The sequence below is a fragment of the Paenibacillus physcomitrellae genome, from assembly GCF_002240225.1.
GTDB lineage: Bacteria > Bacillota > Bacilli > Paenibacillales > Paenibacillaceae > Fontibacillus > Fontibacillus physcomitrellae.
Genome location: NZ_CP022584.1, coordinates 529,052 through 554,426, shown reverse-complemented (window position 1 = coordinate 554,426; position 25,375 = coordinate 529,052). Strand labels below are relative to the sequence as shown.

20 protein-coding genes and 1 other annotated feature are annotated in these 25,375 nt (G+C 51.1%); of the genes, 1 reads left to right on the top strand and 19 read right to left on the bottom strand.

Annotated elements, in window-relative coordinates; genetic code table 11:
- Positions 1-34: 34 nt before the first annotated feature.
- The 8 genes from CBE73_RS02470 to CBE73_RS02435 form a co-directional block, all read right to left on the bottom strand.
- Positions 35-916: a TolB family protein gene (locus CBE73_RS02470; RefSeq protein ID WP_094092851.1), complete on the bottom strand. Its 882-nt coding sequence runs from the start codon at positions 914-916 to the stop codon at positions 35-37.
- A 36-nt stretch (positions 917-952) separates the two neighbouring features.
- Positions 953-1,651 (bottom strand): SDR family oxidoreductase, encoded by a 699-nt coding sequence (locus tag CBE73_RS02465; RefSeq protein ID WP_094092850.1) that lies wholly within the window; start codon positions 1,649-1,651, stop codon positions 953-955.
- A gap of 82 nt (positions 1,652-1,733) precedes the next feature.
- A complete protein-coding gene (locus CBE73_RS02460; protein ID WP_094096091.1) occupies positions 1,734-2,984 on the bottom strand; it encodes a winged helix-turn-helix domain-containing protein in 1,251 nt (416 codons plus the stop codon).
- A gap of 162 nt (positions 2,985-3,146) precedes the next feature.
- Positions 3,147-6,605, bottom strand: coding sequence for a discoidin domain-containing protein (locus tag CBE73_RS02455; protein ID WP_094092849.1), 3,459 nt, complete (start codon positions 6,603-6,605; stop codon positions 3,147-3,149).
- A 288-nt stretch (positions 6,606-6,893) separates the two neighbouring features.
- Positions 6,894-8,549, bottom strand: coding sequence for a 2-isopropylmalate synthase (locus CBE73_RS02450; protein WP_094092848.1), 1,656 nt, complete (start codon positions 8,547-8,549; stop codon positions 6,894-6,896).
- 58 nt (positions 8,550-8,607) lie between these two features.
- Positions 8,608-8,874: a binding site (T-box leader), on the bottom strand.
- Positions 8,875-9,071: 197 nt separating this feature from the next.
- Complete coding sequence (locus CBE73_RS02445) at positions 9,072-11,852, bottom strand: copper amine oxidase N-terminal domain-containing protein (RefSeq protein ID WP_094092847.1); 2,781 nt, start codon at positions 11,850-11,852, stop codon at positions 9,072-9,074.
- Between the two features lie 296 nt (positions 11,853-12,148).
- Positions 12,149-13,822: a ribonuclease J gene (locus tag CBE73_RS02440; RefSeq protein ID WP_094092846.1), complete on the bottom strand. Its 1,674-nt coding sequence runs from the start codon at positions 13,820-13,822 to the stop codon at positions 12,149-12,151.
- Between the two features lie 107 nt (positions 13,823-13,929).
- Complete coding sequence (locus tag CBE73_RS02435; RefSeq protein ID WP_094092845.1) at positions 13,930-14,571, bottom strand: LysE family transporter; 642 nt, start codon at positions 14,569-14,571, stop codon at positions 13,930-13,932.
- A gap of 198 nt (positions 14,572-14,769) precedes the next feature.
- Here CBE73_RS02435 and CBE73_RS02430 point away from each other — a divergent pair, with 198 nt between their 5' ends.
- On the top strand, positions 14,770-15,399 hold the full coding sequence (locus tag CBE73_RS02430; RefSeq protein ID WP_094096090.1) for a LysE family transporter: 630 nt from the start codon (positions 14,770-14,772) through the stop codon (positions 15,397-15,399).
- 48 nt (positions 15,400-15,447) lie between these two features.
- Here the strand turns inward: CBE73_RS02430 and CBE73_RS02425 are convergent, their stop codons facing one another.
- From CBE73_RS02425 to CBE73_RS02375, 11 genes are all read right to left on the bottom strand, one after another.
- Complete coding sequence (locus CBE73_RS02425) at positions 15,448-16,884, bottom strand: amino acid permease (RefSeq protein ID WP_094092844.1); 1,437 nt, start codon at positions 16,882-16,884, stop codon at positions 15,448-15,450.
- 144 nt (positions 16,885-17,028) lie between these two features.
- Positions 17,029-17,511 (bottom strand): GNAT family N-acetyltransferase, encoded by a 483-nt coding sequence (locus CBE73_RS02420; RefSeq protein ID WP_094092843.1) that lies wholly within the window; start codon positions 17,509-17,511, stop codon positions 17,029-17,031.
- A gap of 173 nt (positions 17,512-17,684) precedes the next feature.
- Positions 17,685-18,155: a DMT family transporter gene (locus CBE73_RS02415; protein ID WP_094092842.1), complete on the bottom strand. Its 471-nt coding sequence runs from the start codon at positions 18,153-18,155 to the stop codon at positions 17,685-17,687.
- Between the two features lie 34 nt (positions 18,156-18,189).
- Entirely contained in the window at positions 18,190-18,888 is a 699-nt protein-coding gene (locus CBE73_RS02410; protein WP_094092841.1) for a Crp/Fnr family transcriptional regulator, read from the bottom strand.
- Between the two features lie 25 nt (positions 18,889-18,913).
- On the bottom strand, positions 18,914-19,369 hold the full coding sequence (locus CBE73_RS02405) for a DMT family transporter (RefSeq protein WP_094092840.1): 456 nt from the start codon (positions 19,367-19,369) through the stop codon (positions 18,914-18,916).
- Positions 19,370-19,694: 325 nt separating this feature from the next.
- Entirely contained in the window at positions 19,695-20,762 is a 1,068-nt protein-coding gene (locus CBE73_RS02400) for an HD-GYP domain-containing protein (RefSeq protein ID WP_094092839.1), read from the bottom strand.
- Positions 20,763-20,951: 189 nt separating this feature from the next.
- Positions 20,952-21,305, bottom strand: coding sequence for an antibiotic biosynthesis monooxygenase (locus tag CBE73_RS02395; protein WP_094092838.1), 354 nt, complete (start codon positions 21,303-21,305; stop codon positions 20,952-20,954).
- Positions 21,306-21,348: 43 nt separating this feature from the next.
- Entirely contained in the window at positions 21,349-22,176 is an 828-nt protein-coding gene (locus CBE73_RS02390; protein ID WP_094092837.1) for an alpha/beta hydrolase, read from the bottom strand.
- Positions 22,177-22,211: 35 nt separating this feature from the next.
- The gene (locus CBE73_RS02385) at positions 22,212-23,240 is read right to left on the bottom strand and encodes a FecCD family ABC transporter permease (RefSeq protein WP_094092836.1); all 1,029 of its coding nucleotides are present in this window, start codon (positions 23,238-23,240) and stop codon (positions 22,212-22,214) included.
- A complete protein-coding gene (locus CBE73_RS02380; protein ID WP_094092835.1) occupies positions 23,233-24,240 on the bottom strand; it encodes a FecCD family ABC transporter permease in 1,008 nt (335 codons plus the stop codon). The genes CBE73_RS02385 and CBE73_RS02380 overlap by 8 nt, the downstream gene beginning before the upstream one ends.
- A 16-nt stretch (positions 24,241-24,256) precedes the next feature.
- Positions 24,257-25,300 (bottom strand): iron-hydroxamate ABC transporter substrate-binding protein, encoded by a 1,044-nt coding sequence (locus CBE73_RS02375; RefSeq protein WP_373286348.1) that lies wholly within the window; start codon positions 25,298-25,300, stop codon positions 24,257-24,259.
- Between the last annotated feature and the right edge of the window lie 75 nt (positions 25,301-25,375).

Here is a 25,375-nt window from a genome sequence, read left to right as displayed (position 1 = left end):
CTGCTGCGGGCCTTTGTGTTTGCCTTTTTTCGGCTTATCCTCTCAATCGGTAGCTGACGAAAGCAATCTGCCGGCTGTCCGGGGACCAGGAGTTGACGTTGATCGTCCCTTGTCCTCCAAACAAGTCAGCCAATACGCGGACGTTCCCGCCGTCATAGTCCATCATCCGAAGCTGGACCTGTTTGTTCGGCGGATGATCCGCCGGGTCCACGTCCCCTTTGCGGTAAGCGATATAAACCACTTTGGTGCCGTCGGGGGAAACATGCGGAAACCAGTTGTTGCTGTCTTCCTCCATCACCTGCGTTTGCTCGCTGCCGTCCGGGTTCATCCGCCAAACCTGCATGAGGCCGGTCCGCGTGGAGTTAAACCAGATATGGGCGCCGTCCGGCGAATATTCCGGCCCGTCGTCAAGACCAGGTGTATGCGTAAGCTGAGTCTCTACTCCGCCTTCGGCCGGGATCGTATAGATATTAAATACGCCGCCGCGTTCCGCGCAGTAAGCGAGCTTGCTGCCGTCCGGCGACCAGCCGTGCAAATAACTTGGCGCCATCGGCGTGATCAGCTCCGGCTTTCCACCTACCATCGGGAAAATATAAATTCTGGACTTCCCGTCCTCCTTGGTGTGATGGCTGACTGCTACACGCCGGTTATCCGGCGACAGGACATGGTCGTTGTTGCAGTGGTTCGCAAAACCGGAATTCATCCGGGTGCTCTCCCGTGTTTCCAAATCGAATTTAAACAGCGATCCGCCGCTGTTATAGATGAGGGTGCGTCCATCCCGGGTCCAGTTCGGCGCTTCGATCAGCTCTTCGAACTCGGCCAGCACGAGCCTTTCTCCAGTCTGCACATCGATCGTCTCCAGAATGCTGGTAACGCCCCGATCCTCCGGTTTGATTGTTTCGTCGATCTTATTCAATTTAGGTAACGCTCCTTTCGGATGCCTGTAATGTTGTTAAATCGGCATTTCATCCCCGTTAAATTTCACAAAATGATACCTCGACTTGGGCGCCGTCTTTCTTTCCGCCAAATCCAGCATGCCGGTGGCGCTGTCAGCGGGATCCATAGCGGCCTGTTCTCCGCCCATATCGGTCCGCATCCAGCCCGGATGCACGCTCAGAACCTGAACGCCCCGGTCCTTCAGCAAACTGCTGAGCTGCAGCGTAAACATGTTTAGCGCCGTTTTGGTGATCCCGTACGGATAGTCGTTGGGATACGCATTCGTTAAGCTTCCTGCCTCGGAAGAAATATTGATGACGGAAGCTTCCGACTCGGCCAGCAGCGGCAGCATATGTTTGACCACCCTCATTGGACCAAACAGGTTCACGTCAAAAGATTCGGCCACATCCTTCATGTCCAGCTCTTCGATCCGGGTATCCCTTGCTTTCAAAATAGCAGCATTGTTAATGATTGCGTCCAGGGAAATCCCCTGCCTGCGAAGCTCTGCCGAAGCCGCGGCAATCGTATCCTCGTCCTGCACATCCAGGCGAACAACCTGAAGCTGGTCAGAATATTTGTCCAAGAGCGGCTGCAGCTTCCCTTCTTTCTCCGCCGGATTTCTTGCTCCGGCTATGACGTTGTGCCCTCTCTTAAGCGCTTCCAGCGCCAGTTCAAAACCCAACCCCCGGTTAGCCCCGGTGATAAGTATGTACATTGGTTCCGCCTCCTTTTTCCGGCACCTTCATCATATTCAATATTCGAAAACGCTGTCAATCCTTCGATTGTTGTAAAGCCGCTTATTCGCCGATCCGCATGTTTTGAACCGTGAGCGTCAGAGCCCCCTGGACCTTTGCAAAACGTTCGAGCTCCTGCTCCACCCTTTGCCGGAGTTCGCCCGTATAGTCGATTCCCGGATCGATTTGCAGCAGCTGGACGGTTAAATGCTGCTTTTTGGTGTCGAGCCGCGGATCCATCCGGCCGATCAGCCGGTCGCCGGCCAAAATCGGCATGGCATAGTAGCCGTATTTCCGCTTGACGGCCGGCGTATAAATCTCCCAGCGGTATTCGAAGTCGAACAAGTCCTCCAGCCGTTTCCGGCTCCACAACAAATTATCCAGCGGCGGAAGGAAACGGACGGGAACGACGGGAGCGGAAAAGCCGAGTGAGTCCTTTTGATTTTCTGTCTCCTGATGGAACAGCAGGCGGTTTAGATCGGCGGCCAGGATGTAGTAAGGACTTTTTACGCCCTCCACCTCCAGCTGGACAAGTTTGCCTTCTGCCGTCCTTCTCGCTATCGTTTCCCGGCGGTCTTTCGCCGTGAGGCGCTGCCATCCCAAACGGGGATCCGAGGGTTCAAAAACCCGGTAAGCCCGGAAATATTTTTGCAGCATACCCTCAAGCGCTTCAGCCTCCGTAATCGAATCCGCAAGATCCAGCCATTCTCTGGGAATGCTCCGGCTGGTCAAATCAAAGAGACGCTGGTTGCCTTCGCGGCCGACGATCTGAATGGCCGCCATGTCCATCAGCAGGTTGATCGCATGGGAACTCGCTTTGGTTTTGGCCGTATTATCCCAATACCCCTGAACCTTCTGATCGGATTGAAAAGCTTTGGCGGGAAGCGGGCCTTCCTGCTCCAGCTTGCTCAAAACCTCGTCGGCAACCGGCCGGATTTCCTCAAGCCGGCTGTCGAGCTGGGTGAAAATACGCCTGCGAACCGGTTCAAAGACCGGATAATCTTCCATCGGAATCACGCACGCTGCATTCGCAAAATATTCGAACACGGCTCTATCCCGCAGAAGCTCGTTTAATAAGGACGGCTGATAGCCGGGAATCCGGGCGGCAAGCACCAAATGCTGATTGGGTTTAACAGCGGCCACAGGGTCAATTTGCACACATTCCAAATGACGCAGAACCTCTAACACCTTTTGATGCGTAGCGGCGGTTTGAGCCTCCTGATCGCCATCCGCCTCCACGCTCACGCTCGGCAAAAGCTGCGTCTCGAGCAGAAAACGCCTGAGCGCTTGTTTCGTAGTTTGAATCGGTTTCACATGAATTTCCTCCAAACAGATCCTAATCGCGAATCGGATGATATGGTCTTTCAGTGCCTGCGGATTAAATAACCCGTCTTCCAACCAGTATCTCATTTGTGCCCGGAGAATAAAAGTTCAAAAAAAGAGGCCCGACCAAGTCGGACCCCTCTTTTCCAAATCTTAATTGTTGATCGTCAAACCAAACCCGTTCTGAATGTAATAGAGATCCGGGTAAGCCACATTGCTGGTTACCAGATGATTAAACGTAGCCGCACCGTTGCCGGTGTAAGCGAAGATGGCCGCGCCGAGGTGCGGGCCGGAGAACCGGGAGGTGGTCACGCCGTCCAGACCCGTTCCGTTGATCGTGATGTTGTTGAATACAATGTTCTGGAAGCCGCCGCCATAGCCGAACTGGATCGCGTCACGCTGGCTGTTGATGATGTCGATGTTGGTAAACGTAACGTTCCGGATGGCATCGTTTGAAGCTTCCAAATCGATCGCACCGCGTTCGCCGTTATACAGGTCTTTGCTGGTGCCACAATTGATGATCGTATTATCGGAGAACAAAATGCCCGTATTGTTCTGGAAGTGGTAGCCCGGGAACACCGTATTCATGCGGATGCCGGAGCCGCCAACACAGTCAATGATGTAGTTGTGGTCCGCTTTGTGGCCGCTTCCGCCGAAGAAGGCGATACCGCCTGCCCGCCAGTTGTTCTCAATCGTGTTGTAAGAGAAGGTGTTGTTCACGCCGGCAGGAGCGCCATTGGTGTCACTCGTCCAGACAGCCAGAGCGTCATCCCCGTTGTTGCGGAGATTTGTATTTCGCACAGTGGAATTGCTGGTACCCTGTGCAAAATTGACGCCGTCCGCGAGGTTGTTGCGGATGCGGCTGTTTTCCACCGTCAAACCGTTCGCGTAAATGGCCGGCGTATGCGCGTAATCGCCAACCCACATGCCGCATTCGAAGTGCTCTACCCAGACGTCATGGATGACGGAATTGGTGCCGAAATTGTCCATAAAACCTTTATAGATCGCGTTTTGGCCGTAACGCGAACGCAGGTTGGAGTTCATGTACACATTGCTGAAATCCAGCTTGCCGGAGATCCGGAGCGAAATGCCTCCTCCCGCCGCGTTCGGGTTAGTGAACTGAATATTGGTGTACCAAATACCGGCTCCCGTAATCGTGAGGTTGTTGATCATGTTATTCGCAGAGCCGATTTCCCACATGCTCGAGAGATGGAAGGTGCCTTCCGGAATGTACAGGACTTTGCCTCCGGAGACGGCAGCATTTACCGCCGCCTTAAATGCGGCCAAATCATCCTGGTTGTCATTTGCTACCGCCCCGAAATCGGTCACTGACACCGAGTTGGCCGGACGAGGTACAGGCGCAGGCAGCGGTTCTATTTCGAGGAAGTCGACCCCGTATTCGAGACTGTCCCCGTTATTTTTCTGAATGCGGATTTTATCGCCAGCTTTCAGCGCCGTATCCAGTTTGAAGTGCACTTCATCGAAGCGGAACAGTGGACGGCCGCCGCTTGGCGTGTCGGCCGGCATGTCACCCGAGAAGTACTGCCAGCTGTAATACGAAGTAAGCGACACTGTTTGGGCTTTGGTCCCATTAACGTAAACGTCGAGAGAACCGTTTTGCCCCATGCCGTCAGCTGTATCCGGCAGCGTAAATCTCATGGTTACGCCGGCACCGCCTTGGCCCTGCTTCACGGTCCATTCGGCATAGGAACCGTTCGACGGCAAAGCAATGTAGCTTTGGCCTGAAGCTTCCGAAGCCGTCAAAGACTGGTCAAAGGTAGGCGCCGTTCTTAAAGCGGCTCCGCCGCCGCGTGTTGCCTCATCCGTATCGTACCGGCTGTAAGGCATGCTGGCGCCGCGGGCACCGTACACGACCAGATTGTTGGTCGTCGTGTTGTTCGATTGTTTCGAGGCCGCTTCATTGGCATCGGCAGCGATTGTAGTTGTTACTGTATAGCTGCCTGTTTGCGCGGTCCAGCTGCCCGGTAGAGCCACATTAGCCGAGGCCCCGGCAGCAAGCGAACCGTTGTAAGAACCGGTGAATGTTTGAAGCGTTGCTCCGGAAGCATTTTTGAGGACAACCGTAATGCCGTGTGCCCCGCCCGCCGTCGCGATGGTTCCCTGATTCTTCAGGGTAACACTGAAGCTGACGGCATTTCCAGCCTGCGGTGTAGCAGGCGACCAGGCGACGGTTCCGATCAGGTCCGAGCTGGATATCGGAGCAATTACAAGCGAAGCTGGACTCGTATAGCTGTTATTGCTCTCATTCGTTTCGATCACGGCATTATTCTCGTCTACTTTGGCTGTGACGGAATAGGTGTCCGCGGTCTTGCTGCCCACATTCAAAGGAACCGTTGTGCTTGCCCCCGCGGCTAATGCCCCGACAGGCGATGATCCGGCAAGCTCATTGTTCATATAAAAGTTCACGCTCGTCGCCCCCGCCGCGTGGGTTCCGTTGTTCTTGACAACCGCGTTAAGCGTAAAAGAGTTGTTCTCAGCCGGAGAAGCCGGTGTCCATGTCAATCCGGTGACCGTCAGATCCGGGTTGGCCGCCGGAGTACCAAATACCTGAAACTCGGCGATTTGGCCTGCCGGAGCTCCTGTATTTGAACTGATATTCAGCTGCAGCCGTTTGACCGTAGCCGTTACCGGAATAGTGACCGAATTGCCGGAAGCCGGATCAAACGTGTAGGCTTTGGCCCCGACCAGGCTGCTGAAGCTCGTTGTGCTCTGATTGTGGCCAAGCACTTGAATGGTTTGGGTGCGCGAGGACCAAACCGGGTCAGGATTCAGCTTGAGCACAATCGAGGAAATATCATGGTTCGATCCAAGATCAAGCGTTAGCGTGCTTGGATTACTTGCGCCCTCCCAATAAGTAGACAGGTTGTTGTCGTTGGCGTTGCTTTCCACATAATTTTGCGTGTGAGAAGAAGCTGTAATGGTTTTGCCTAGAGCCACATTCGACCCTGGACCTGGAGTAGGGCTAGGCGTTGGCTCAGGTGTCGGAGTAGGGCTAGGTGTTGGCGTTGGTGTTGGTGTTGGCGTTGGTGTTGGTGTTGGTGTTGGTGTTGGCGTTGGCGTTGGTGTTGGATCGGCTCCGTATATCTCCAATTCGGAAAGCTGAGCAGCCGGCCAGCCTGTATTTCCAGTAAAATTAAGCTTCACATAGCGGGTGCTGGCCGCTGAAAAATGGATCGTAACCGTATTGCCCGATTCCGGCGCGAAGACGTAGTCTGCGGAACCGACCAAGTTTGTATAATTCGAACCATTGGTGCTGCCTTGTACAGAAAGGGTTTGCGTTCTTGTATTCCAGCCGCTTGCCGTTGGGAGCTTCAGAACAATCTGATCAATGCTTGCAGGAGCTCCAAGGTCGACCTGAATCCACTGCGGAAACGTGTTATTCGTGCTTTCCCAATAAGTATTCTGGCTGCCGTCTTTAACGTTATTCGGACTATAGACGTCAGCCTGACCGCTGGCGGTAATTGTTTTGCCCAGAGTCAAATTAGGACCTCCTGCCGCAGACGCTGATAGAGCAAACGGACCCGCATCAAGAAAGAAACCGGAGAACAGCATGCTGATTACAAGTGACAAGGCGACAAATTTGTTGCGCATTATATTCCTCCTCAAAAACCGGGTTTTGGAATGAATAACGACCAATATCTCATTTTCTTCAACATTGTGTTAGCGGTTACATAATTCGATAGCCTTCCTCCTTTCCACTTCTTTCCTACCCATTATAGGGAATAGCGCCTTTTAGGGATGAGAGGCAATTCTACGGAAACTGTAGGCATTTCTAATGTAAAAAAAGAAAACCCGCCACTAGGCGGGTTTAAGATAAATGGACTTGCCAGCGGCCGGCCGGCAGATCCGAAGGTGATTTTTCCATATAAACTGCCAGATTTAGGCCATCCGATTAAGTGCAACCAGCATCGCATGAACGGAAGCCTGGATAATATCCGGATGGATACCGGCTCCCCAATATACTTTACCGTTGGAGGTAAGGCCTACATAAGCGATCGCCTGTGCCGACGACTCCCGGCCAAGTGAATGTTCTTCATAGAAGGACAGATCATAATTCAGACCCAGATAAGCTTTAAAAGCATTGCTTACAGAGTCCAGATGCCCGTTGCCCAAAGCGTTGATTTTGTCGCATTTGCCGTTACGGGTGATCTCCAGCGTAGCTACAATCGATCCCTCCTGCTTGTTGAACAGGAAGTCGAGCAAATCAAATTTCTGCGTGTTATCGACGTATTCGGCTTTAAAGAGGTTGTAAATTTCCTCGGCGGTCAATTCTTTCTCCCCTTGATCGGAAGCGCCTTTGGCCAGATAACCCATTTCCTCCTTCATTCCTGCCGGAAGCTGAACGCCGTAATTTTGCTGCAGCATATAACCTACGCCGCCTTTGCCGGATTGACTGTTCACGCGGATGACGTCCGTCTCGTAGTTCCGCCCAACGTCTTTCGGATCGATCGGCAGGTAAGGAACATCCCAAATCGGCGAGTTATGTTTCTCTCTCCACTGCATGCCTTTGGCGATCGCATCCTGATGGGAACCGGAGAACGCCGTAAAGACCAGCTGACCCGCATAAGGATGACGTTCGGAGACCTTCATATTAGTCAGGCGTTCATAGCCTTCAATGATCTCCATCATATTGCTGAAATCCAGCTCCGGATTCACGCCGTGAGAATACAGATTCATCGCCAGCGTGATGATGTCGACGTTGCCGGTTCTTTCTCCGTTGCCAAACAAAGTACCTTCAACCCGGTCCGCTCCGGCCAGCACTGCATATTCCGCGTCGGCCACGCCGCTGCCTCTGTCATTGTGCGGATGCACGGACAAAATAACCCCATCGCGGTAAGCGAGGTTTTTATGGATGTATTCGATTTGGCTGGCAAAGACGTGCGGCATCGCAATCTCTACCGTCGTTGGAATGTTGATGATCGCTTTATGGGCGCTGTCCGGCTGCCAGACGTCAAGTACGCTGTTGCATACTTCCAGAGCATAGTCTACTTCCGTACCCGGGAAGCTTTCCGGGCTGTACTGGAACCGGAAGTTTCCCGGTGTAGAAGCGGCCAGTTCCTTCACGAGGACCGCTCCGTCCACCGCCAGCTGCTTGATCTCTTCCTTGCTTTTCTGGAACACCTGCTGACGCTGCGCTACCGATGTGGAATTATAAAGGTGAACGATGGCCTGCGGCACGCCTTCCAGCGCCTGAAAGGTTCTGCGGATAATATGTTCCCTGGACTGCGTAAGGACCTGGATCGTTACATCCTCGGGAATCATTTTCTCTTCGATAATCGTACGCAGAAATTGGAATTCGGTATCGGAAGCAGCGGGAAAAGCCACCTCGATTTCCTTAAAGCCAATCTTCACCAGCATGCGGAACATATCCAGCTTCTCTTGGAGATTCATCGGTTTCACCAGTGCTTGGTTGCCGTCCCGGAGATCGACACTGCACCAAATCGGCGCTTTATCGATATAATCCTTTTTTACCCAGTCATACGTGACTACCGGCGGCATAAAATATCCGCGTTTGTACTTGTTATAGTCCATCATGCTTAACCCCTCCCATTAGCTGTTTATAATAAAAAAGGCCTTTCATCTCTATATTTCCAATAGAGACGAAAGACCATGTCTTACGCGGTACCACTCCAGTTTATGAACAGTTGTTCATACGCTCAGCGAATGAAAGAGTCCGGACTCTTCATTCTATCCCATCATAACGGCGGGTGATCCGTCCGCAGCTACTCCTGAACCGCGGGTTCAGTTTCGAAACGGCTGCTCCAAGGCGAGTTCCCCGATATCCTTCTACTGCTTCGCATCAACCAGCAGCTTTCTGACAACCGGACAGGCGGGTACTGCTCCTTATCCAAGCATTTAAATATTTCCATAATAATAGCAGGAACCGGGCAATTAATCCAGCCCTAATTAACATATGATGTGAAAAAAATTTTAGTAGTCGAATTTCCAAACCGTCACCGGCCGTCTCTATTCGCTCCTTTAAAGCTGAAAAAAGGCCGGGCAATTACGCCCAGCCAGAAGTGAATGGGTTAAACAATGGAGCTTGCCTCTCCCCTGTTATGGGGTACTCTCGGGAGAAGCCGGAGACTCTGAACCGCCGGAAGCAGAAGCAGGAGTTTGAGATTGTGAAGGTGCAGATTCGCCAGGCGGATCAGGCAGCTTTACTTCATCAGACGGTGCCGACAAGACATCCGGAGCTTGGTTCAAACCATTGGATACCGCCAGCACGTAAACCCTGTAGCTGGCGCCAGCCCGCAGGGCAGCTCCGGTAATGTCAACCGCTGCGGTACCACGGATCGTCCTCCCATCCGTCCCTTTGCTCAAATAACCCGAAACGCCTACCGCGCTGGCCTCATTCTGCGTCAAGCTTCCATGTTCAGCAGGCACCACCAGAATCCGGTATTCAGTGATCAGGTTCCCCGTTTCGGATGGGGTAAAGCTGACATCAAGACTGCCAGCATCAGCAGCATTCACAGCAGCTGTTACTCCAGTCGCCGGAAGAAGAGTGAGATTATTGGTCAAGGTAATCGCGGAGGAGGCGGAGGACAGCGCATTGCTGCCACTGTAACCGGATGCGCCAACCGACAGGACAAAGATCCGATAAGCTGTTCCATTCTGGATTCGATCCCCATCAACCGTTCTCAGCCAGGCATCCAGGTTCACATTGATGTCCCGGCCTGTTGGACTGACCTGTTTATAATAAGAGCTCGTTACATGATTAGCTTGGGCCAGCGTAAAGCCGGACGCCTCCGAAGCCTTAACGGCCATAATCCGGTAGCTGCCGATATTCGCTTCATTTGCTGCTCGGTTAAAGCTGACATTCAGATCGCTGGCATTGCCCGCGTCCCCTCTGTCCGCAACTTGAAGATTGCTTGCTGCTCCAATCGTCAGATTATCGGTTAACGTGATGGCGGAGGAAGGCGAAGACAAGACGTTATTACCACCGTTGCCCAACGTCAGCACAAAAACTCTGTAGCTTTGGCCTTTCGTTATGACAGCCCCGTCTATTGAACGGGTATAGCTGTTCAGGTTAAGACTCAAATTCCCTCCCGTTCTGGAGACACTGGTGTAGTAGGAGCTGGATAAGCCGCCCGCCTGGTAGACATTAAAGTTGGCGGCATCGCCTGTCTTCACCACAAATACCCGGTAACCGGATACGCCGCTCTCATTGACGGCTCTATTGAAAGACACCCGGAGATCACGACCGTCCCCGTAATCCGCCGTATCGGCTGCCTGCAGATTGCTTACCGCCGTTATGCTGGCGTTGTTTAACGTCAAGGCGCTGGATGGTCCAGACAGCAGATTAGGGTAAACAGGCGGATTGTTCGATACAGCCATTACGAATACCCGGTAGGAGATTCCCTCAGTGACCGCAGAGCCCTGAACCTCTCTCATATTTGACGGGAGAGTTGTTGTGACCGTTGGATTACCAGTTTTGGCAACATCATAATACCGGCCGGAATAGACCGAGTTGGCTGCACTCAAGCTAAAGCTGCCCGTATTGCCGGATTTGACAACAAAGATCCGGTAATATGCGACCTTGGATTCGTCCGCAGACCGGGTGAAATTGATTTGAAGATCCCGGCCATTCCCATAATCTGAACCGTCATTCAGCCAATTCACTACTGGAGCTGTGTTCACGGTGTTTAACGTTAGCGAGGATGAAGGACCTGTGAGCTTATTGGCATAAAGGGATTGATTGCTTACCGAAAGCACAAAGGCCGTATAAGATACTCCGTTTCGGATCAGGTCACCCGAAGTATCCCGGCTGCCGGCGTTCAGAGTTACAGCGATTGCGCTGCTGCCGGATTTGCCGACTGCTGTGTAGTAGCTGCTCGAAGCGGCATTGGCCGCTGATAAAGTAAAGGATGAGGCATTCGACGTCTTCACGATAAAGACCCGATATCCGGAAATATTCGCATCATTACCCGGTCTGGTGAAGCTGACCGATACATCCCGGCCATCCCCGTAGTCTCCCGTATCGCGTATAGCAAGGTTGGAAACGGCTGCGACGGATAACCCCGCCAGAGTGAAAGCGGATGAAGACGAAGATAATGCGTAGCCGCCTGTTCTCCCTACACTAAGGACAAATGCCCGGTAAGAGGCTCCAGCTACAAGCGTATTCCCGTCTACATCCCGGGTCTGAGCAGTCAGGCTGACGGATGTGTCGGAACTGCTGGCAGCCACGGCTGTGTAATTCGAGGCATTGATGGTTAAAGCTTTCGCATAAGTAAAGTTGGAGACGTTCGCTTCTTTCACGATAAAAATCCGGTATCCGGAAATGTTAGCCGGGTTCGCCGGGCGGGCAAAGCTTACCGTTACATCGGAACCTGTACCGGTCTGCCCGGAGGTGCGGACGCCCACGTAAGGAACGCTGCTTACATCGTCTTGCGATGAATTACCGCTGCCGTCTGACGTTGTAATAACAACCCTCCGGCTTGAAGGCTGCCATTCCACGTTCTGTCCGAGCGATTCGCTGACGAAACGGAGAGGAACCAAAGTCCGGCCGTTCCTGCTGACAGCAGGCGCGTCCAGATATACGGTCTGATTATTAATTGTTGCGGTGTTCGCACCCAGCTTAAGCACAACCGTAGTTCCATTTTTATACGTGGTGACCGTTTTGGAGGCGTTGTTCCACTGAACGCTCGCATTCAAAGCTTCAAAGATGCCTCTCAGTGGTACAAAAGTGCGCCCTCCGGTAATCAACGGCGCCTGATCGGTTACCAGCTCCTTGCCGTCAATCAGAATTTTGATGGCGGAAGCGGCCTGCACCGGGAGCTGTGTAATGAAAGCCGCGGACAGGATTCCAGCCATAAAGGCGCTTATTATTTTCTTCAAAATCGTTCACCCTCCTGCTTATGTCATGACTATCCTACCTCGCATTACTGTCCACCACGGTCCACAAGTTTTCCGTCCTCCCCCCTCCCGTATTTGATTTGACGCTTCCTGATTGGAAAAAGTTTCAAATCAAGTGAGAGAAGATTCCTCTTTTGTTTACGCTTTCGAAGGCACACACAAAGAGCCCCTGCTTTAGCTGGGGCTCTTCCACTCTTCCTTGGCCGGACCTCTAATTTTCTGATATCTGACCTTAATTATCTGGCCTTATGCCTCTGGCCGTTCGCTTTTTTATTGCCTTAAACTTCAATCACAATCGGCAGAATCATCGGTCTTTTCTTCGTCTGGCTGTAAATGAATCTCCCGATGTTATCCTTTAACGTCTGTTTGATGTCGTTCCACTGGCTTCTCTCCGCTTCATTCAGCCCGTTCATCGTAGACAGGACCAGCTCCCGAATCTGATTCATCAGCTCTTCGGATTCCTTGACGAATACAAATCCTCTGGAGATGACCTCAGGATCGGCCAGCATCGTTTTCTCCGACTTGCTGAGCGTAGTGACGATGATGATCATGCCATCGGACGAAAGATGCCTGCGGTCGCGGAGCACGATATTTCCCACCTCGCCTATGCCCAACCCGTCAACAAAGCTGTTGCCTGCCGGGATCTTCGGTCCAAGCGAAGCCTGTCCATGTTCGATACGGACAGTCTCTCCATTGTTCACAATAAACACATTGTCGCTTTGCACCCCGACAGATTCCGCAAGCAGCCGGTGCTGGTACAGCATCCGGAACTCCCCGTGAACCGGAATTAAATATTCGGGTTTCATCAGCGTAAGCATCAGCTTCAGTTCTTCCTGACTGCCGTGGCCGGACACATGCATTCCTGTCGAGCTGCCTGAGCCATAGATGACCTTGGCCCCCAACACATATAAATTGTCGATTACATGGGCGAGATTCCGTTCGTTGCCTGGAATCGGGCCTGCCGCAATGATGACGGTATCCCCCGGTAAAATCTCAATCTTGGGATGTTTGGAGCTGGCGAGGCGCGAAAGCGCGGCCATCGGTTCACCTTGACTTCCTGTACATAGAACGGCGATTTTATCGGCCGGATAACGCTCCGACTCCTCCGGTTCAATAATCAAACCTTCCGGTATCTGCAAGTAGCCCAGCTCCATGGAGACATTAACGACATTCACCATGCTGCGGCCGAGCAGCGCCAGCTTGCGCCCCGTTTCAACAGCGGCATCGATCACCTGCTGCACCCGGTTGACATTAGAAGCAAACGTTGAAATAAACACCTGCTGTTTGGCTCTTATAAAAGCATCCAGCAGATGCTCCCCAACTTGGCGTTCCGAAGGGGTGAACCCCGGCCTTTCCGCATTTGTGCTTTCCGACAGCAGCACCTTGACGCCCTGCTTGCCGATCTCCGCCATCCGGTGCAGATCGGGATAAGGGCCGCTTACGGGAGACATATCGAACTTGAAGTCGCCCGTGTGAACAACAGTCCCTTCCGGGGTTTGGAAGCAGATGCCCAGACAATCGGGAATGCTGTGGTTGATCGAGAAGAAGGAGGCACTGATCTGCCCGGCTTCAACGGCCGAATCCGCGTTAATAGTGTGCAGCTCTGCCTCTCTTAGCAGTCCATGCTCTTTGAGCTTGATTTTAATCAATCCCAAAGTCAGTTTGCTTCCGTATACCGGCAGATTAAGCTGCTTCAGCAGATAAGGAATACCGCCGATATGATCTTCATGTCCATGGGTAACGATCAAGGCTCGTACCTTTTCTTTATTGTCGAGCAAATACGTAATGTCCGGAACAATCAGATCGATGCCCGGCAGATTTTCGGTGGGAAATTTGGAACCGCAGTCGATCACGACAATGTCGTCTTTATACTGAATGAAGTACATGTTTTTTCCGATCTCATTAACGCCGCCCAGCGCAGCGATCAGCAGTCCGCGTTCGGTTGGTTTCAAAATAAGGACCCTCCTCAAAAAATATCGGTAAGCTGGAAACTACCTTTATTATCGGGGAATCCTTCAAACTTATGCGCGGAACTTGTGCGCGTTGTTTTGACCCTTTTTTATAAGAGACCAAACAGCGCTTTAATTCCCTGCAAACCGAAATAAACGCCGAAACCAACCAGAGAAAGTCCGGACAGGAAAGAAATCAGCATGAGGCTTGTATCATTCAGCAAACGTCTTAGTCCTGTAGTGAGCCCTGCCACAAAAATATCCCATAAGGCCAAACCCAGAAAAATCATACTGCTGTACACAAGCAAATGGCTTGTCCCATGAGACACAGCCGTTCGCGCCAGAACAGAGCCATAGATGCCCAGCCAGAACAGTATCGACAGCGGACTGGTAATCGACATGAAGAAACCGAGCAGAAAGCAGCTCCTTAAGGAATCTCTGCTGCTTCTCATCATATCAAGGTGAACCTTCTTCGCACGCAGACCGCTTTCAAACCCGGAATAAATGAGCACGGCACCGCCGAACAGCCATAAACTGATTTGAACGGCCATAATATTCAGAAATTGAACAAGCCCCAGATAAATCAGCAGCATAAAGATCATATCTGCAAGCATAGAACCTGCCCCTACTACCCAGGCATGGAAAAAACCGTTCTTTATCCCTTTATCCAAACGCGCCGAGTTCACCGGGCCAATCGGGGCGGCCAAAGTCAATCCCAATAAGATATAACTTAACAATACGTTAGCGCTCAACGATTCCACTCCTGTTTTGATTTGCCCTAGGTCAGGCTCGTACATTTTATGAACAAGCCATAGGCGTTTATGACAGGAGATTTTCTTCTACCTTGAGGCTGCTTAAGGCTGCGGGCTCAGGTTTGTTAAAACCTGTCCTACTCCCCGTCTTTTGTGAATATAGCTGTTAATACAGCATGCACAAAGGGGGAGAATCCAATCAACTTATTTATTGGTTATATCTTTCTGGGCTTGTCTCTTTCTGCTCCTATTGGTCCGATCAACGCCGCTCAGCTGGATAAAGGGATCCGCGGCGGCTTCTGGCATGCTTGGGCTGTGGGGCTTGGTGCTTTGCTGGCTGACGTCGGTTACATGCTTGCGGTCTATTTCGGCGTTTCCCATATGCTTGACGCCCCATATATCCGGGCCTTTTTGTCTTTGTTCGGCTTTATGGTTCTCCTGTATACCGGAATCGAAAGCATTAAAGACGCCGGCAAAATCTCAAGCCAATCGTTAAGGGGCGGGGAATCCCTGCTGTTTAAATCGTTCCTTTCCGGCTTTCTCATGTCTTTATTTAATCCGCTTTCGATTCTGTTCTGGCTCGGCATTTACGGGTCGATTCTGGCTGACGCCGCTAATACTTTTCCCATGCACCAGCTGCTGATCTATAGCGGAGGCATTGTGATCGGCATCATCATTTGGGATTTCTCGATGGCAGCCGCCGCCAGTGTGTTCCGGAATTTGCTTACGGACAAGGTGCTGAAGGGAATCTCCATTCTGTCCGGACTTTCTCTCATCGGCTTTGGCCTGTATTTTGGTGTACAAGCTTTCCGGATGTTATTCCTTTAACAGGACAAGAGACAAAACGGAGATTGGGAAAATGAACTGAAAAGCAGGTCAGCTTCGGCTTTTCTGTCTGATAATCCCTTTAATCCTGTAACCGCTGCCTTCCTCAAGCCTGTGCGGGTCCTCTGGAAGGCCCGGCGCAGCCTGTTTGGTGTCTTGACTTTTCTTCCGGTGCCGCTCCACCAGAAACCCGCATAACGCAATGACCGAAACAAGCAGCAAGCTGATAAAAAATCCCGGGCGGCTTAAGGCATGGAATAAAGTCCCGCTGACAGCCGCCGCAATCAGTACAAGACCGATCCAGCGTTTAATAACACTCCACGTTCCGGATTGAAGCAGCTTGCCGGAAGACAACAAAATAAACGACCAGTTGTACAGCAGCATCAGACCTGCAGCAGTCGTAATATACTCATACACTTTGCCCGGCAGCAGCAGCGCCATAATGATTGCGGCCAGCAGGCCGCATGAAATCAGGCCGAGTCCAAACAAAGGGTATTTGTCCTTCCATTTCCTTGCGAACAGCCTTGGAGCATCCCCTTCCTGCGCCAGCGTATTGATCATTGAGGTTACCGCGTAAAGCGAAGCCGTCATCGTCGAGAATCCGGCAATGATAAGCACTCCGTTGAACAGATGAGGCACAAAAGCAAGATGATCGCTGCTCAAGGCAAGCACAAACGGGCTCTCTTTCGGGTTAAAAGCATGCTGCGGAACCATAATGGCCGCAAGTCCTATAGACAATACATAAACGATGGCAAGCGCAAGCAACATCACTTTACCGGCTTTAGGCGCCTCTTCCGGGTTCTTGAGCCGGTAGGACATGATGCCAAGCACTTCAATTCCCCCGTACGCATAAAAAGCAAAGATAAAGGCCGACCACAGCCCGGTCCATCCCTTCGGCAGCCAGGCTCCATAGTGGTCAGGAAAATGCGGCTGAAATTTGCCGCCTTCAATCCATCCCGCAAGCAGCGCCGCTGCCAGAACAATAAACATGAGAATGGCAGCTGATTTGATTACGGCCAGCACATTCTCCACCCGGTCAAATCCTTTGTTGCCGAAGAAGACAATAATCAGTCCCAGCAGCCCGAATCCGGCGGCAAACATCCACATCGGGACCGCCGGGAACCAGAAACGCGCGAATATGGAAAGCGCCGTCAGCTGGCTGCCCATAATCAGCATTTCGGAGAACCAGTACACCCAGCCGCTGCCGAATCCGGCCCAGCCGCCGAACGCCTTTTTGGCATAAGAACGAAAAGAGCCCTGTTCCGGATGATCGGCCGTCATCCGGGCCAAAGCGTCGAACACCATATAGGTTCCAGCAGCCGCAAGGAGATAAGCCAGCAGAACCGCAGGTCCTCCAATTGAAAGCGCCAGGCTTGACCCCAGAAAATATCCGGTGCCAATCGTTCCGGCCACCCCAAGCAGAGAAAGCTGCCACCACTTCAAATTGCCTTTCCCTTGAGTTGATTGTTTAGCTGATGAATTGTTCATGTTTGACAGGACCTCGTCTAATTATGGATTTTGGGAAAGCTCCCGAAATTAGACTGCCCCGCCCATTGGATTTCATTACGAATTTCATGACGGATTTCATTGAGGATTTCCTTATGGAATTCCTTACGTGTTCCTTAAAGACACTTAATTAGATTTTAAATCTTTGATATACCAGGCATCGCAGGCAAAATGCTCAGATCCTGCAAGAGGCGCATCCAGCTGCTCGAAGCCGTTTTTCCGATAGAAACGATTTGCCGCATGCATATTCTCCAGCGTTTCCAGATAACATTGGCTGTAATGCTTTTCACCGAAAGCCAATGCCTTCTGCAGCAACTGAGCCGCCATGCCTGTCCCTCTGGCTTCCGGAATCAAATACATTTTCTGCAGCTCACATACGCCCTTATCTTCATCAAAAGGCGCAATCCCGCAGCCTCCGGCGATTTCTCCCCCTACCGTTTCTATCACCCAGTACGCACAGCCCGGCTTTTGGTAATAATGAAATAAGTCATGCATGCTTTCGTCCGCCCAGGCCAGACCCTCACGATTGCCGCCAAATTCGATCAGGCATTCACGGATCACCCTCTCTATACGCGCATTATCTTCAAATTGCAGTTCACGGATTATCATGTCTAAAGAACCTCCAGTATCACTTAAGCATATTGTTTTCAGTTTACATGAAACAGATTGGTCAGCAAAGATGGATATTTCGCCAACCTTCTACAAGAAAAAGGGAAAGCACATCAAATCGAATCGATTTCTGCGCTTTCCCAGGAAATTTAAACAACCGGTTTGATTCTCTTCTAGTTCTGTTTCTGCTTCCGGTTCTCCCTGCCGAAGCTTCCTCCAGTCTTAAACACAACAATGCCGGCTATAATGACCAGAACCCCGATCAGCTGATTCGGCCGGAAAGGCACCTTCTCGAGACCCAGCCAACCCATCGAATCCCATAACAAAGCAAACCCTAACTGTGAGGTCATCACGATGGAGATCGAGAACGTTGGTTCCAGCCTTTTTAAAGCCTGTACGAGACAAATGACAACCCCCACCCCAATAATCCCGCTGATCCAGTACCAAGGCTGCATATTCACGAGGTTAAACATCCGTTTGCCTTCAAACAACAATCCGATCAGCAGCGAAGCAGCAAACCCCATACCAAGCACAAGGGACGTAGTCCCCCAGGAGCTGATATGCTGATTCACTTTACTGTTGAAAACATTTTGCAGACTCACCAGCGAACCGGCAAGGATCGCAAGCAGTATTCCGATGATCAATTAGATGCTCCTCCTCTACTTCTTCCCGTATTCATCACTCATAAATGCTTTGGCCGGTCAGCGCGCGCAGGCCCTCTTTATTTTTGAGCACAAGAGAGCCTTTGCTGCGCTCCACCCATCCCTCTGCACAAAATTTCTGAATCACCCGATTGACGTGCCGGTAGCTCGTCCCGATCAGATTCGCCGCATCTCTAAGACTTGAAGTGCTGATCGGGCTGTCTACAAAGGAACCGAATTCATCCGAGGATACCGACAGCAGATAGCTGGCCAGCCTGACTTCTACGGGATGCAGCATGTTAAAGCTGAGAAAGTTCGACTTTTTGTAGAATTTATCCGTGATGATGTCCAGTAAAAATTGCAGAAACGGTGCGTAGCTACGCCCGTATTTATCAAGCCAGCGGTAATGAACGCCGACCATTACGACCGTAGAGACAGCCTCAACCGTATTGATGATGTCAATCCCCCGGATATATTCAATATCTCCGATAATCTCAAGCGGCGTTTTGAAAGAAAGAATCAACGATTTTCCTTCCGTGGATGTCGTGTAAATTTTAATTTTGCCTTTAACCAGCACAAATAACTGATGACTGCGGTCGCCTTGCGAGCAAATCAGTTCTCCCCGCTCATAAGCGAATAACGACAAATGCGTTAGCAGTTCCACTGGAAAAAATGACTCCAGACCATGCTCCCGCAAATAGATTTGCAGCTGGTCCTGATCTTGAATTTCGTTCATCGTTCAAGCACAACCTCCAAGTTTGTCATAAAGCTTTTAAAATAATGACGCCGGCGATCATCATTCCGATCCCGACAAACTGCGGCAGCTTCATCTTCTGTTTGGCAACGCCAAACCAGCCGAAGCTGTCGATCAGAAACGCAAGGCAAAGCTGCGCGATGAGCAGCGCGGAGATCATCAGGGTTACGCCAATTTGCTGAATGGCGGTCACTTCACTGAAGATCACAATAGCTCCAAAAGCCCCGCCTATGAGATATAAGGGCTTAACCGCCCGGATTCCGGATGTGTTCAATTTGGGCAGGTTCCGTCCCGAAATCAGCAGAAAAATCAGGAAAGCCATTAAAAACCCCGTCATCTGCGTAACTGCCGCTGCCTGCCAGGTGCCGATATCTTTGCCGATCTGCGCATTTGCCACCCCCTGCAGCGTAATACAGGCTCCGCCCATAAAAGCAAATAGACTCCCCTTGAATATTCCTTTCATCTTCTCTCTCCTTCTATAAATCTCTGTTTCTTTATTAAAGGATAGACAGGTCGATCTAGGGAAGGACATATGTCCTCAAAACAGCATACAGGAATAGACTGCGAATCACAAAAAGGAATACACTACAAATCACAAACTACGAATCGCAAAAAACCTGCCGCAGGTGAAACGACTCTTTGGCGGATTGTTCAGCCTTCAAGCCACATTCCCTGACAGCAGGTTTGCTGCTTCTTGCTTCTTTGCTGTATCGCTTTTTGCTTTTGTTTTCGCATTTTGCATTTACTTATCTACTTATAGTGGCACTTGTTCTACAGCAGAACTTGTTTTACAGCAGAATTTCTTCAATATCCAAGCCGCGGTTTTTGGACAAATCACGGTAGACATTCCCGTCTATTCTAATTAGCGGACGGAACATATCGGACAAGTTGTTAAGCACAATAACTCCTTGTTCTCCGCTGCTGAGCTGGACCTTTTTGCCGATAAAATTCGGCAGCATATGCTGGATCAGCGCATGAACCGGCTTCTCACTCAGCTTGCCGAAGCTAAGCGCGTACATTTCTTTCAAATTCACCATCAAATTGTTCGGTTTGTCCGGTTCGGCCTTCTCACGCATGCTGATATATTCGTCGGCTACGGCAACGATCTCGGCAAACGGATGGATTTCTCCCTTCATCATTCCGTTAGGATAACCGGAACCGTCTTCCCTTTCATGATGCTGAAGGGCGATCAGCGCCGTCGTTTGATCCATCTTCGATCTCTGGATGAGATCATATCCCAATATGGTATGCTTCCTGTATTCTTGCCATTCCTGAGAGGTTAGCGGTTCTTCCTTGTAACGGATTCGCATCGGCACCTTGCATTTCCCGATGTCGTGCAGGTATCCGCCCTTGCTGATCTGATAACATTCTTCCTCCGTAAATCCCAGCCAGCTTGCTATGTAATAAGATAAGGTTCCTACCTGGATCGAGTGCGTGTAATTGTTAACGTCATCGCGTTCAAGCATGAGCAGCAGCCGGACGACATCCTTTTGCAGCGCCAGCTCGTTAACCATAGGTAAGAAGGCATGATCCACCTGCTTTGAATCAAAACGGCCGTTAACCAGTGCATCAAGAAAGACTGACTGATAATTCCGGACTGTAAAATCAAATCGCGGCTTGATGACCTTCTCCGCATAAACCGCCTCCTCATCCGCAAGCGCGCCGGAAGCCGGCTCTTCCTCCTTCGTTACGGGTTTCGTCTCAACCTCCACATAGTCGACCCGATGTTGAAGCAGCAAATCAATGTCCTCGGCCTTAATGACCGCGCCTTTCCCGAGTATATGTAGTCCGGAACTGTTAAACGTATCTTGCAGCAGGCGGTCGCCTTGCTGGAGATTCATAACAGAAACTTTCAATCGATTCCCCTCCTGCAGAAAATCATTCAAATAAAGGAACAGTGGGCCTCTTCTAATAAGAACAGCGAGCCCCTAATGAGCTTCTCCCTTGTAAAAAAGGCCCTTCCCCCTTTATCGAACCATTTTCGGGAATCTTTCATAGTCTGAACGACCTTAAAGTGAAGGAACTAGACGTTTACTTAGTGCTTTTTACCTGTTTTTGAACAAAAAGATGGGGTCTTCTCGAGCAGGGCCCTGGATTACCGCATAGGTTTCGTACATTGCGACCTTTTTGTCGAGCACATAGTCCGGATCGTTATTACCGCGCTTTGCCCGGTGGCCGGCCAAATGCACATCGCTTTTCTCCCAGTTCTTCCAGGCTTCACTGGACTCCCAACGAATCATCACCATCACTTCGTCGTATTCTTTATTTCGGCTGTTCACCATAACCGTCCGGTCGATCAGCCCGGCAAAGCCGTCAACCGGGCTTTCCTGGCTGAACTTTGCAGCCATATCCTCGGCATGCCCTTTAGCAAGCTTAAATATTCGTGTTTGAATCAGCATATGATTTCTTCCCTTCTTGCAAATTGGATGTTGGATGCCTCACTTAAACGCCGTTGTTTTGCAAAGCAAATCTGACCGCGTGACTCATCAGAACTGCCAGAACCGAGACGTGTCCTTCATTGTCAAAGGTTTTAAAGGCCAGCTGAAGACCAGGATGCCTGCGCTCTTCAACACACTTTGAGAACAGCGCTGCATTTTCGATCATCTTGTGGGCGGTTTCCAGTTCCCCTGCCGCTACCATCAGTTTGACCCGGGCGCCGCTTTGCTTCAGCTTGTCTCCCAGACGTTGTTCTTCCTCAAAAATAAACGCCTCATTCCAATGAATCGACGGACTTCCGGCTATATAGCATTGAAACGAATCCGGCTCTATAAGCAGCGTCTGCAGGACAAACAGTCCGCCAAGCGAATGGCCGATCAGAGATTGCCTATTCCGATTGACCGGACAGGTTTTCTCGATCTCGGGCTTAAGTTCCTGTTGAAGGAACCGCATAAAGAGCTCCGCGCCTCCCTCCTCGGCAAAGGTCCTGCCCTTAAAGGCATAAGGAGGTGCTCCTTCAGGCCGAGGCAGGGTAAAATCATAGGTCCGGTCAGGTGAGAACGGTTCTTCCGTCTGATAGCCGATACCGACCACAACTGCCGGTTCGACTCCAGTTTTGTCCGGTCTGCGGGATTGCACCTTCAAACTCTCGACCAGCGTTCCGAAGACGGCATTGCCGTCCAGCGCGTAAATAACAGGAAAGCCGCCAGGCGGCGGAACAGCCGCCGGGATATATATAAAGATACGATAAGCCCGTTTGCTTTCCTCAGAGAAGATATCCCACTGCCGGGTTCCGGGAATCGAAACCTGCTCCATCCGGTTTTGCATATTCATAGAGAGCTCCTCCTTCACCCATTAAAATATTAAGATCATAAACGGCGCTTCTCCATATAAAGCAAGTAGACAAAGTAAGGCACGCCAATGATAGAAATCACAATGCCGACCGGAAGCTCTACGGGGGAAAATACCATTTTGGCGACCGCATCGGCAGCCAGAACCAGAAGAGCGCCGATCAGTCCGGCCAGCGGAAGAGCCCGGACATGTCGATGTCCTGCAAGGCGTTTAGCAATATGTGGAGCCAGCAGGCCGACAAAACCGATATTACCGGAAACTGCGACACACGCACCGATCAAACCAATGCTGCACAGCAGCAGTATATTTTTTTCTCTTTCTACCCGGACTCCAAGACCTTTGGCTGCTGGTTCCCCCAATTGATATAAGTCGAGCAAATAAGCCCTACGGATAATGAACGGAATTAAGACCAGCAGCCAGGGAAGCATGCAAAGGATATAGGTCCAATTGCTGTTCCAAATGCTTCCCGCCAGCCAAACCACGGCCATTTCAAAGTCCTGCGGATTCATTTTGAGCGAAAGATACAAGGTAGCCGCGCCAAGACCCGAACCCACGGCTAAACCGGCAAGGATCATCTGCTGCGAATCCAGAGTTCCGTTTCTCCTTGCGAACGTATAGATCAATACTGCAGCGATCAAACCGCCCAGCCAGCCAAAGGCAGGAACGGCCAGCGCACTGCTCAGCCCTCCGGATACGACCTTGCCTTGGGAAAGAAACATAAACAGCACTATCGCCGCCCCGGCTCCTGCGTTAATGCCCAATATCCCCGGGTCCGCCAAACCGTTGCGGGTAACGCCTTGAACCACCGTTCCGGCGATTCCAAGGCCAAACCCGACCAATAACGAGGCTGCAATTCTAGGGAGTCTGAATTCAAACAGGATCAAATCATATTCGGCCACACGATGAATGCGAAACAACGAATAAATAATATCTTTTATTGAAAGATCGAAAGAACCGTTCGTCAGGCTCAAATAAAACACGATCAGAATCAGTCCCGCAAACAGCAGCAGGAGTGACCCGTATCGTTTCCTTGATGGGTTACGCATGTTTTCCTGCTCCTTTGCTTCTGATTAGATACAGAAAATACGGAACCCCGATGATCGCGGTAATGACCCCGATCGGCGTTTCAAACGGGTAATTGGCGAAACGGCTGACCACATCACAGGCCGTCAGAAAGATTCCGCCAAGCACTCCCGAGCAAGGAACAATCCATCTATAGTCCACTCCGACCAAATAACGGGTGATATGGGGAATAATCAGACCCACAAAACCGATGTTGCCGGCCAAAGCCACCGAAATTCCGGTCAGGATGATCACTGACAAGGTGGCCATCCCTTTGACCCATAACGTCCGCTGCCCCAGCCCGGCTGCAACCTCTTCTCCAAGCGACAACACCGTCACGGATTTGGAAACCGAGAAAGCAATCGAGAGGCCAAGAACCGCAAATGGGATACTCAGTTTGATCAGATGCGGGTCCAGCTGATGAAGTCTTGCGTTGTACCAAAAGCTGACTTGCTGCGACAGCTGGAAATAAGAAGCTGCGGCTGCGGCCAGGCTGCTCATGAAGGTTCCGATCAGGGTACCAAGAATAGCCAGCTTGACCGGGCTTAACCCGTCCGGCAGCAAAGCAGCAGCGCCAAAAACGATACAGACCGCCGTAGCAGAACCTAACATAGAATAACCGATCACTCCCATGGAAGATAAGCCGGGCAGGCCTATCATACATAGGGTAACGGCCAGGACCGACCCGTCGGATACGCCCATAATGGAGGGTGAAGCCAGGTAATTTCGGGTCATCCCCTGCATCACGGCTCCCGATACCGCCAGAAAGGCTCCGATCAATAAGGCGCCGACGGCTCTCGGGAGTCTGGAGTGAAAAATGATTTGATGATCGACATTTGACCCATCAAAATGAAAGAAGCTGTCCCAGACGGTCATAGCTGGAATGTGCTTGGCCCCGAGCATAACCGATAGAACAATAACCAGAATCATAACCACAGGGGAAGCCATAAGGATAACGACTGGCAGCGATGCTTTGCTTCTCATAAGGCCTCCCTCCGAATCAATCGGCAGACAGCTTCTCCACAGCTGCCTTCAGGAACCGGGTTTTACTCCAGGCCGTGCCGCCCTGCGCCAGCGGGTCCACTACGTTGACGTATACGTGATCAGATTTTACAGCGCTGATGCTGCGCCAAATCGGATTGTTTTCCAGTTCCGCAAGCGCTTGGGGTTTATCCTTGTTCTCATCTTCGGAGAATTGGATGAATACGTAGTCCGGATTGATCTCGCTGAATTTCTCCAGGGATACCGTTTCCTGGGTTTTGGCCGCCTTGATTTCAGCCGGGACGGCCAGTCCCAAATCCCCGTACAAGGTAGGATTAAAAAAGACATCATCGCGGTATACCATAATATTGCCTGCACGAATGCGGATCGCCACGACTTTTTTGTCCTGCAGCTTGGCGCCGAGTTCGGTTTTCGCGGCTTGAACGTCCTCTTTATACTGCTTAATAATTTGATCCGCTTTGTCCTGCTTGCCCGACAATTCAGCCAGGAGCTTAAGGTTAGCCTCCCAGTCCGAAGCTAATTGAGAAACGGGGATCATCGTTGCGATCTTCTGGAGCTTATCGCTGACTTCTGCCGGAAATTTGGCCGTTCCGAGAATAACATCCGGCTTCAGCTTGACAATGGTTTCAAAATCAGGCTGCGTCTTCTCGCCTGCAGACTCGGTGTTCGCCGTAATATCCTTAAACATTGCCGGGAATTTGCCTCCCACTGAAATGGCTCCGGCCGGATTAACCCCGAGCACCAGCGCATCCTCCATCGCTTCCAGACTTCCGGTAATGACCAGTTTGTCCGTTTGAGCGGGTATGGTGTACGTTTGGTCCAGATATTGGAGGGTTCGGTTTGACGTATTTGCCGGCTCGGAAGCCGCCGGGCTTTCGCTTGAGGCAGTGCCGGCAGCGGCATTCTCAGCTTGGAGCGCCGAAGATGACGAGTTCCCGTTGGGTGAACTTGTTTGGCTTGAGCCGCAAGCGGCCAAGGATAACACCGCTGTCCCGGTAATAACAAGGCAGGATATTTTTTTGAAGACAGGCATAGATAACATGAATAATCCCCTTTCTCTGTAATTGAAATTGATTCTCATTATCATATTAGCCTTCTCCTTTTTATGCGTCCATGT

What these genes read in the sequence shown, in the direction of transcription:
- CBE73_RS02465 (WP_094092850.1), bottom strand. Translation starts at nt 1,651, where the DNA reads ATGTACATACTTATCACCGGGGCTAACCGGGGGTTGGGTTTTGAACTG.
- CBE73_RS02455 (WP_094092849.1), bottom strand. Translation starts at nt 6,605, where the DNA reads ATGCGCAACAAATTTGTCGCCTTGTCACTTGTAATCAGCATGCTGTTC.
- CBE73_RS02450 (WP_094092848.1), bottom strand. Translation starts at nt 8,549, where the DNA reads ATGATGGACTATAACAAGTACAAACGCGGATATTTTATGCCGCCGGTA.
- CBE73_RS02425 (WP_094092844.1), bottom strand. Translation starts at nt 16,884, where the DNA reads ATGAACAATTCATCAGCTAAACAATCAACTCAAGGGAAAGGCAATTTG.
- CBE73_RS02420 (WP_094092843.1), bottom strand. Translation starts at nt 17,511, where the DNA reads ATGATAATCCGTGAACTGCAATTTGAAGATAATGCGCGTATAGAGAGG.
- CBE73_RS02410 (WP_094092841.1), bottom strand. Translation starts at nt 18,888, where the DNA reads ATGAACGAAATTCAAGATCAGGACCAGCTGCAAATCTATTTGCGGGAG.
- CBE73_RS02405 (WP_094092840.1), bottom strand. Translation starts at nt 19,369, where the DNA reads ATGAAAGGAATATTCAAGGGGAGTCTATTTGCTTTTATGGGCGGAGCC.
- CBE73_RS02395 (WP_094092838.1), bottom strand. Translation starts at nt 21,305, where the DNA reads ATGCTGATTCAAACACGAATATTTAAGCTTGCTAAAGGGCATGCCGAG.
- CBE73_RS02390 (WP_094092837.1), bottom strand. Translation starts at nt 22,176, where the DNA reads ATGAATATGCAAAACCGGATGGAGCAGGTTTCGATTCCCGGAACCCGG.
- CBE73_RS02385 (WP_094092836.1), bottom strand. Translation starts at nt 23,240, where the DNA reads ATGCGTAACCCATCAAGGAAACGATACGGGTCACTCCTGCTGCTGTTT.
- CBE73_RS02380 (WP_094092835.1), bottom strand. Translation starts at nt 24,240, where the DNA reads ATGAGAAGCAAAGCATCGCTGCCAGTCGTTATCCTTATGGCTTCCCCT.
- CBE73_RS02375 (WP_373286348.1), bottom strand. Translation starts at nt 25,300, where the DNA reads ATGTTATCTATGCCTGTCTTCAAAAAAATATCCTGCCTTGTTATTACC.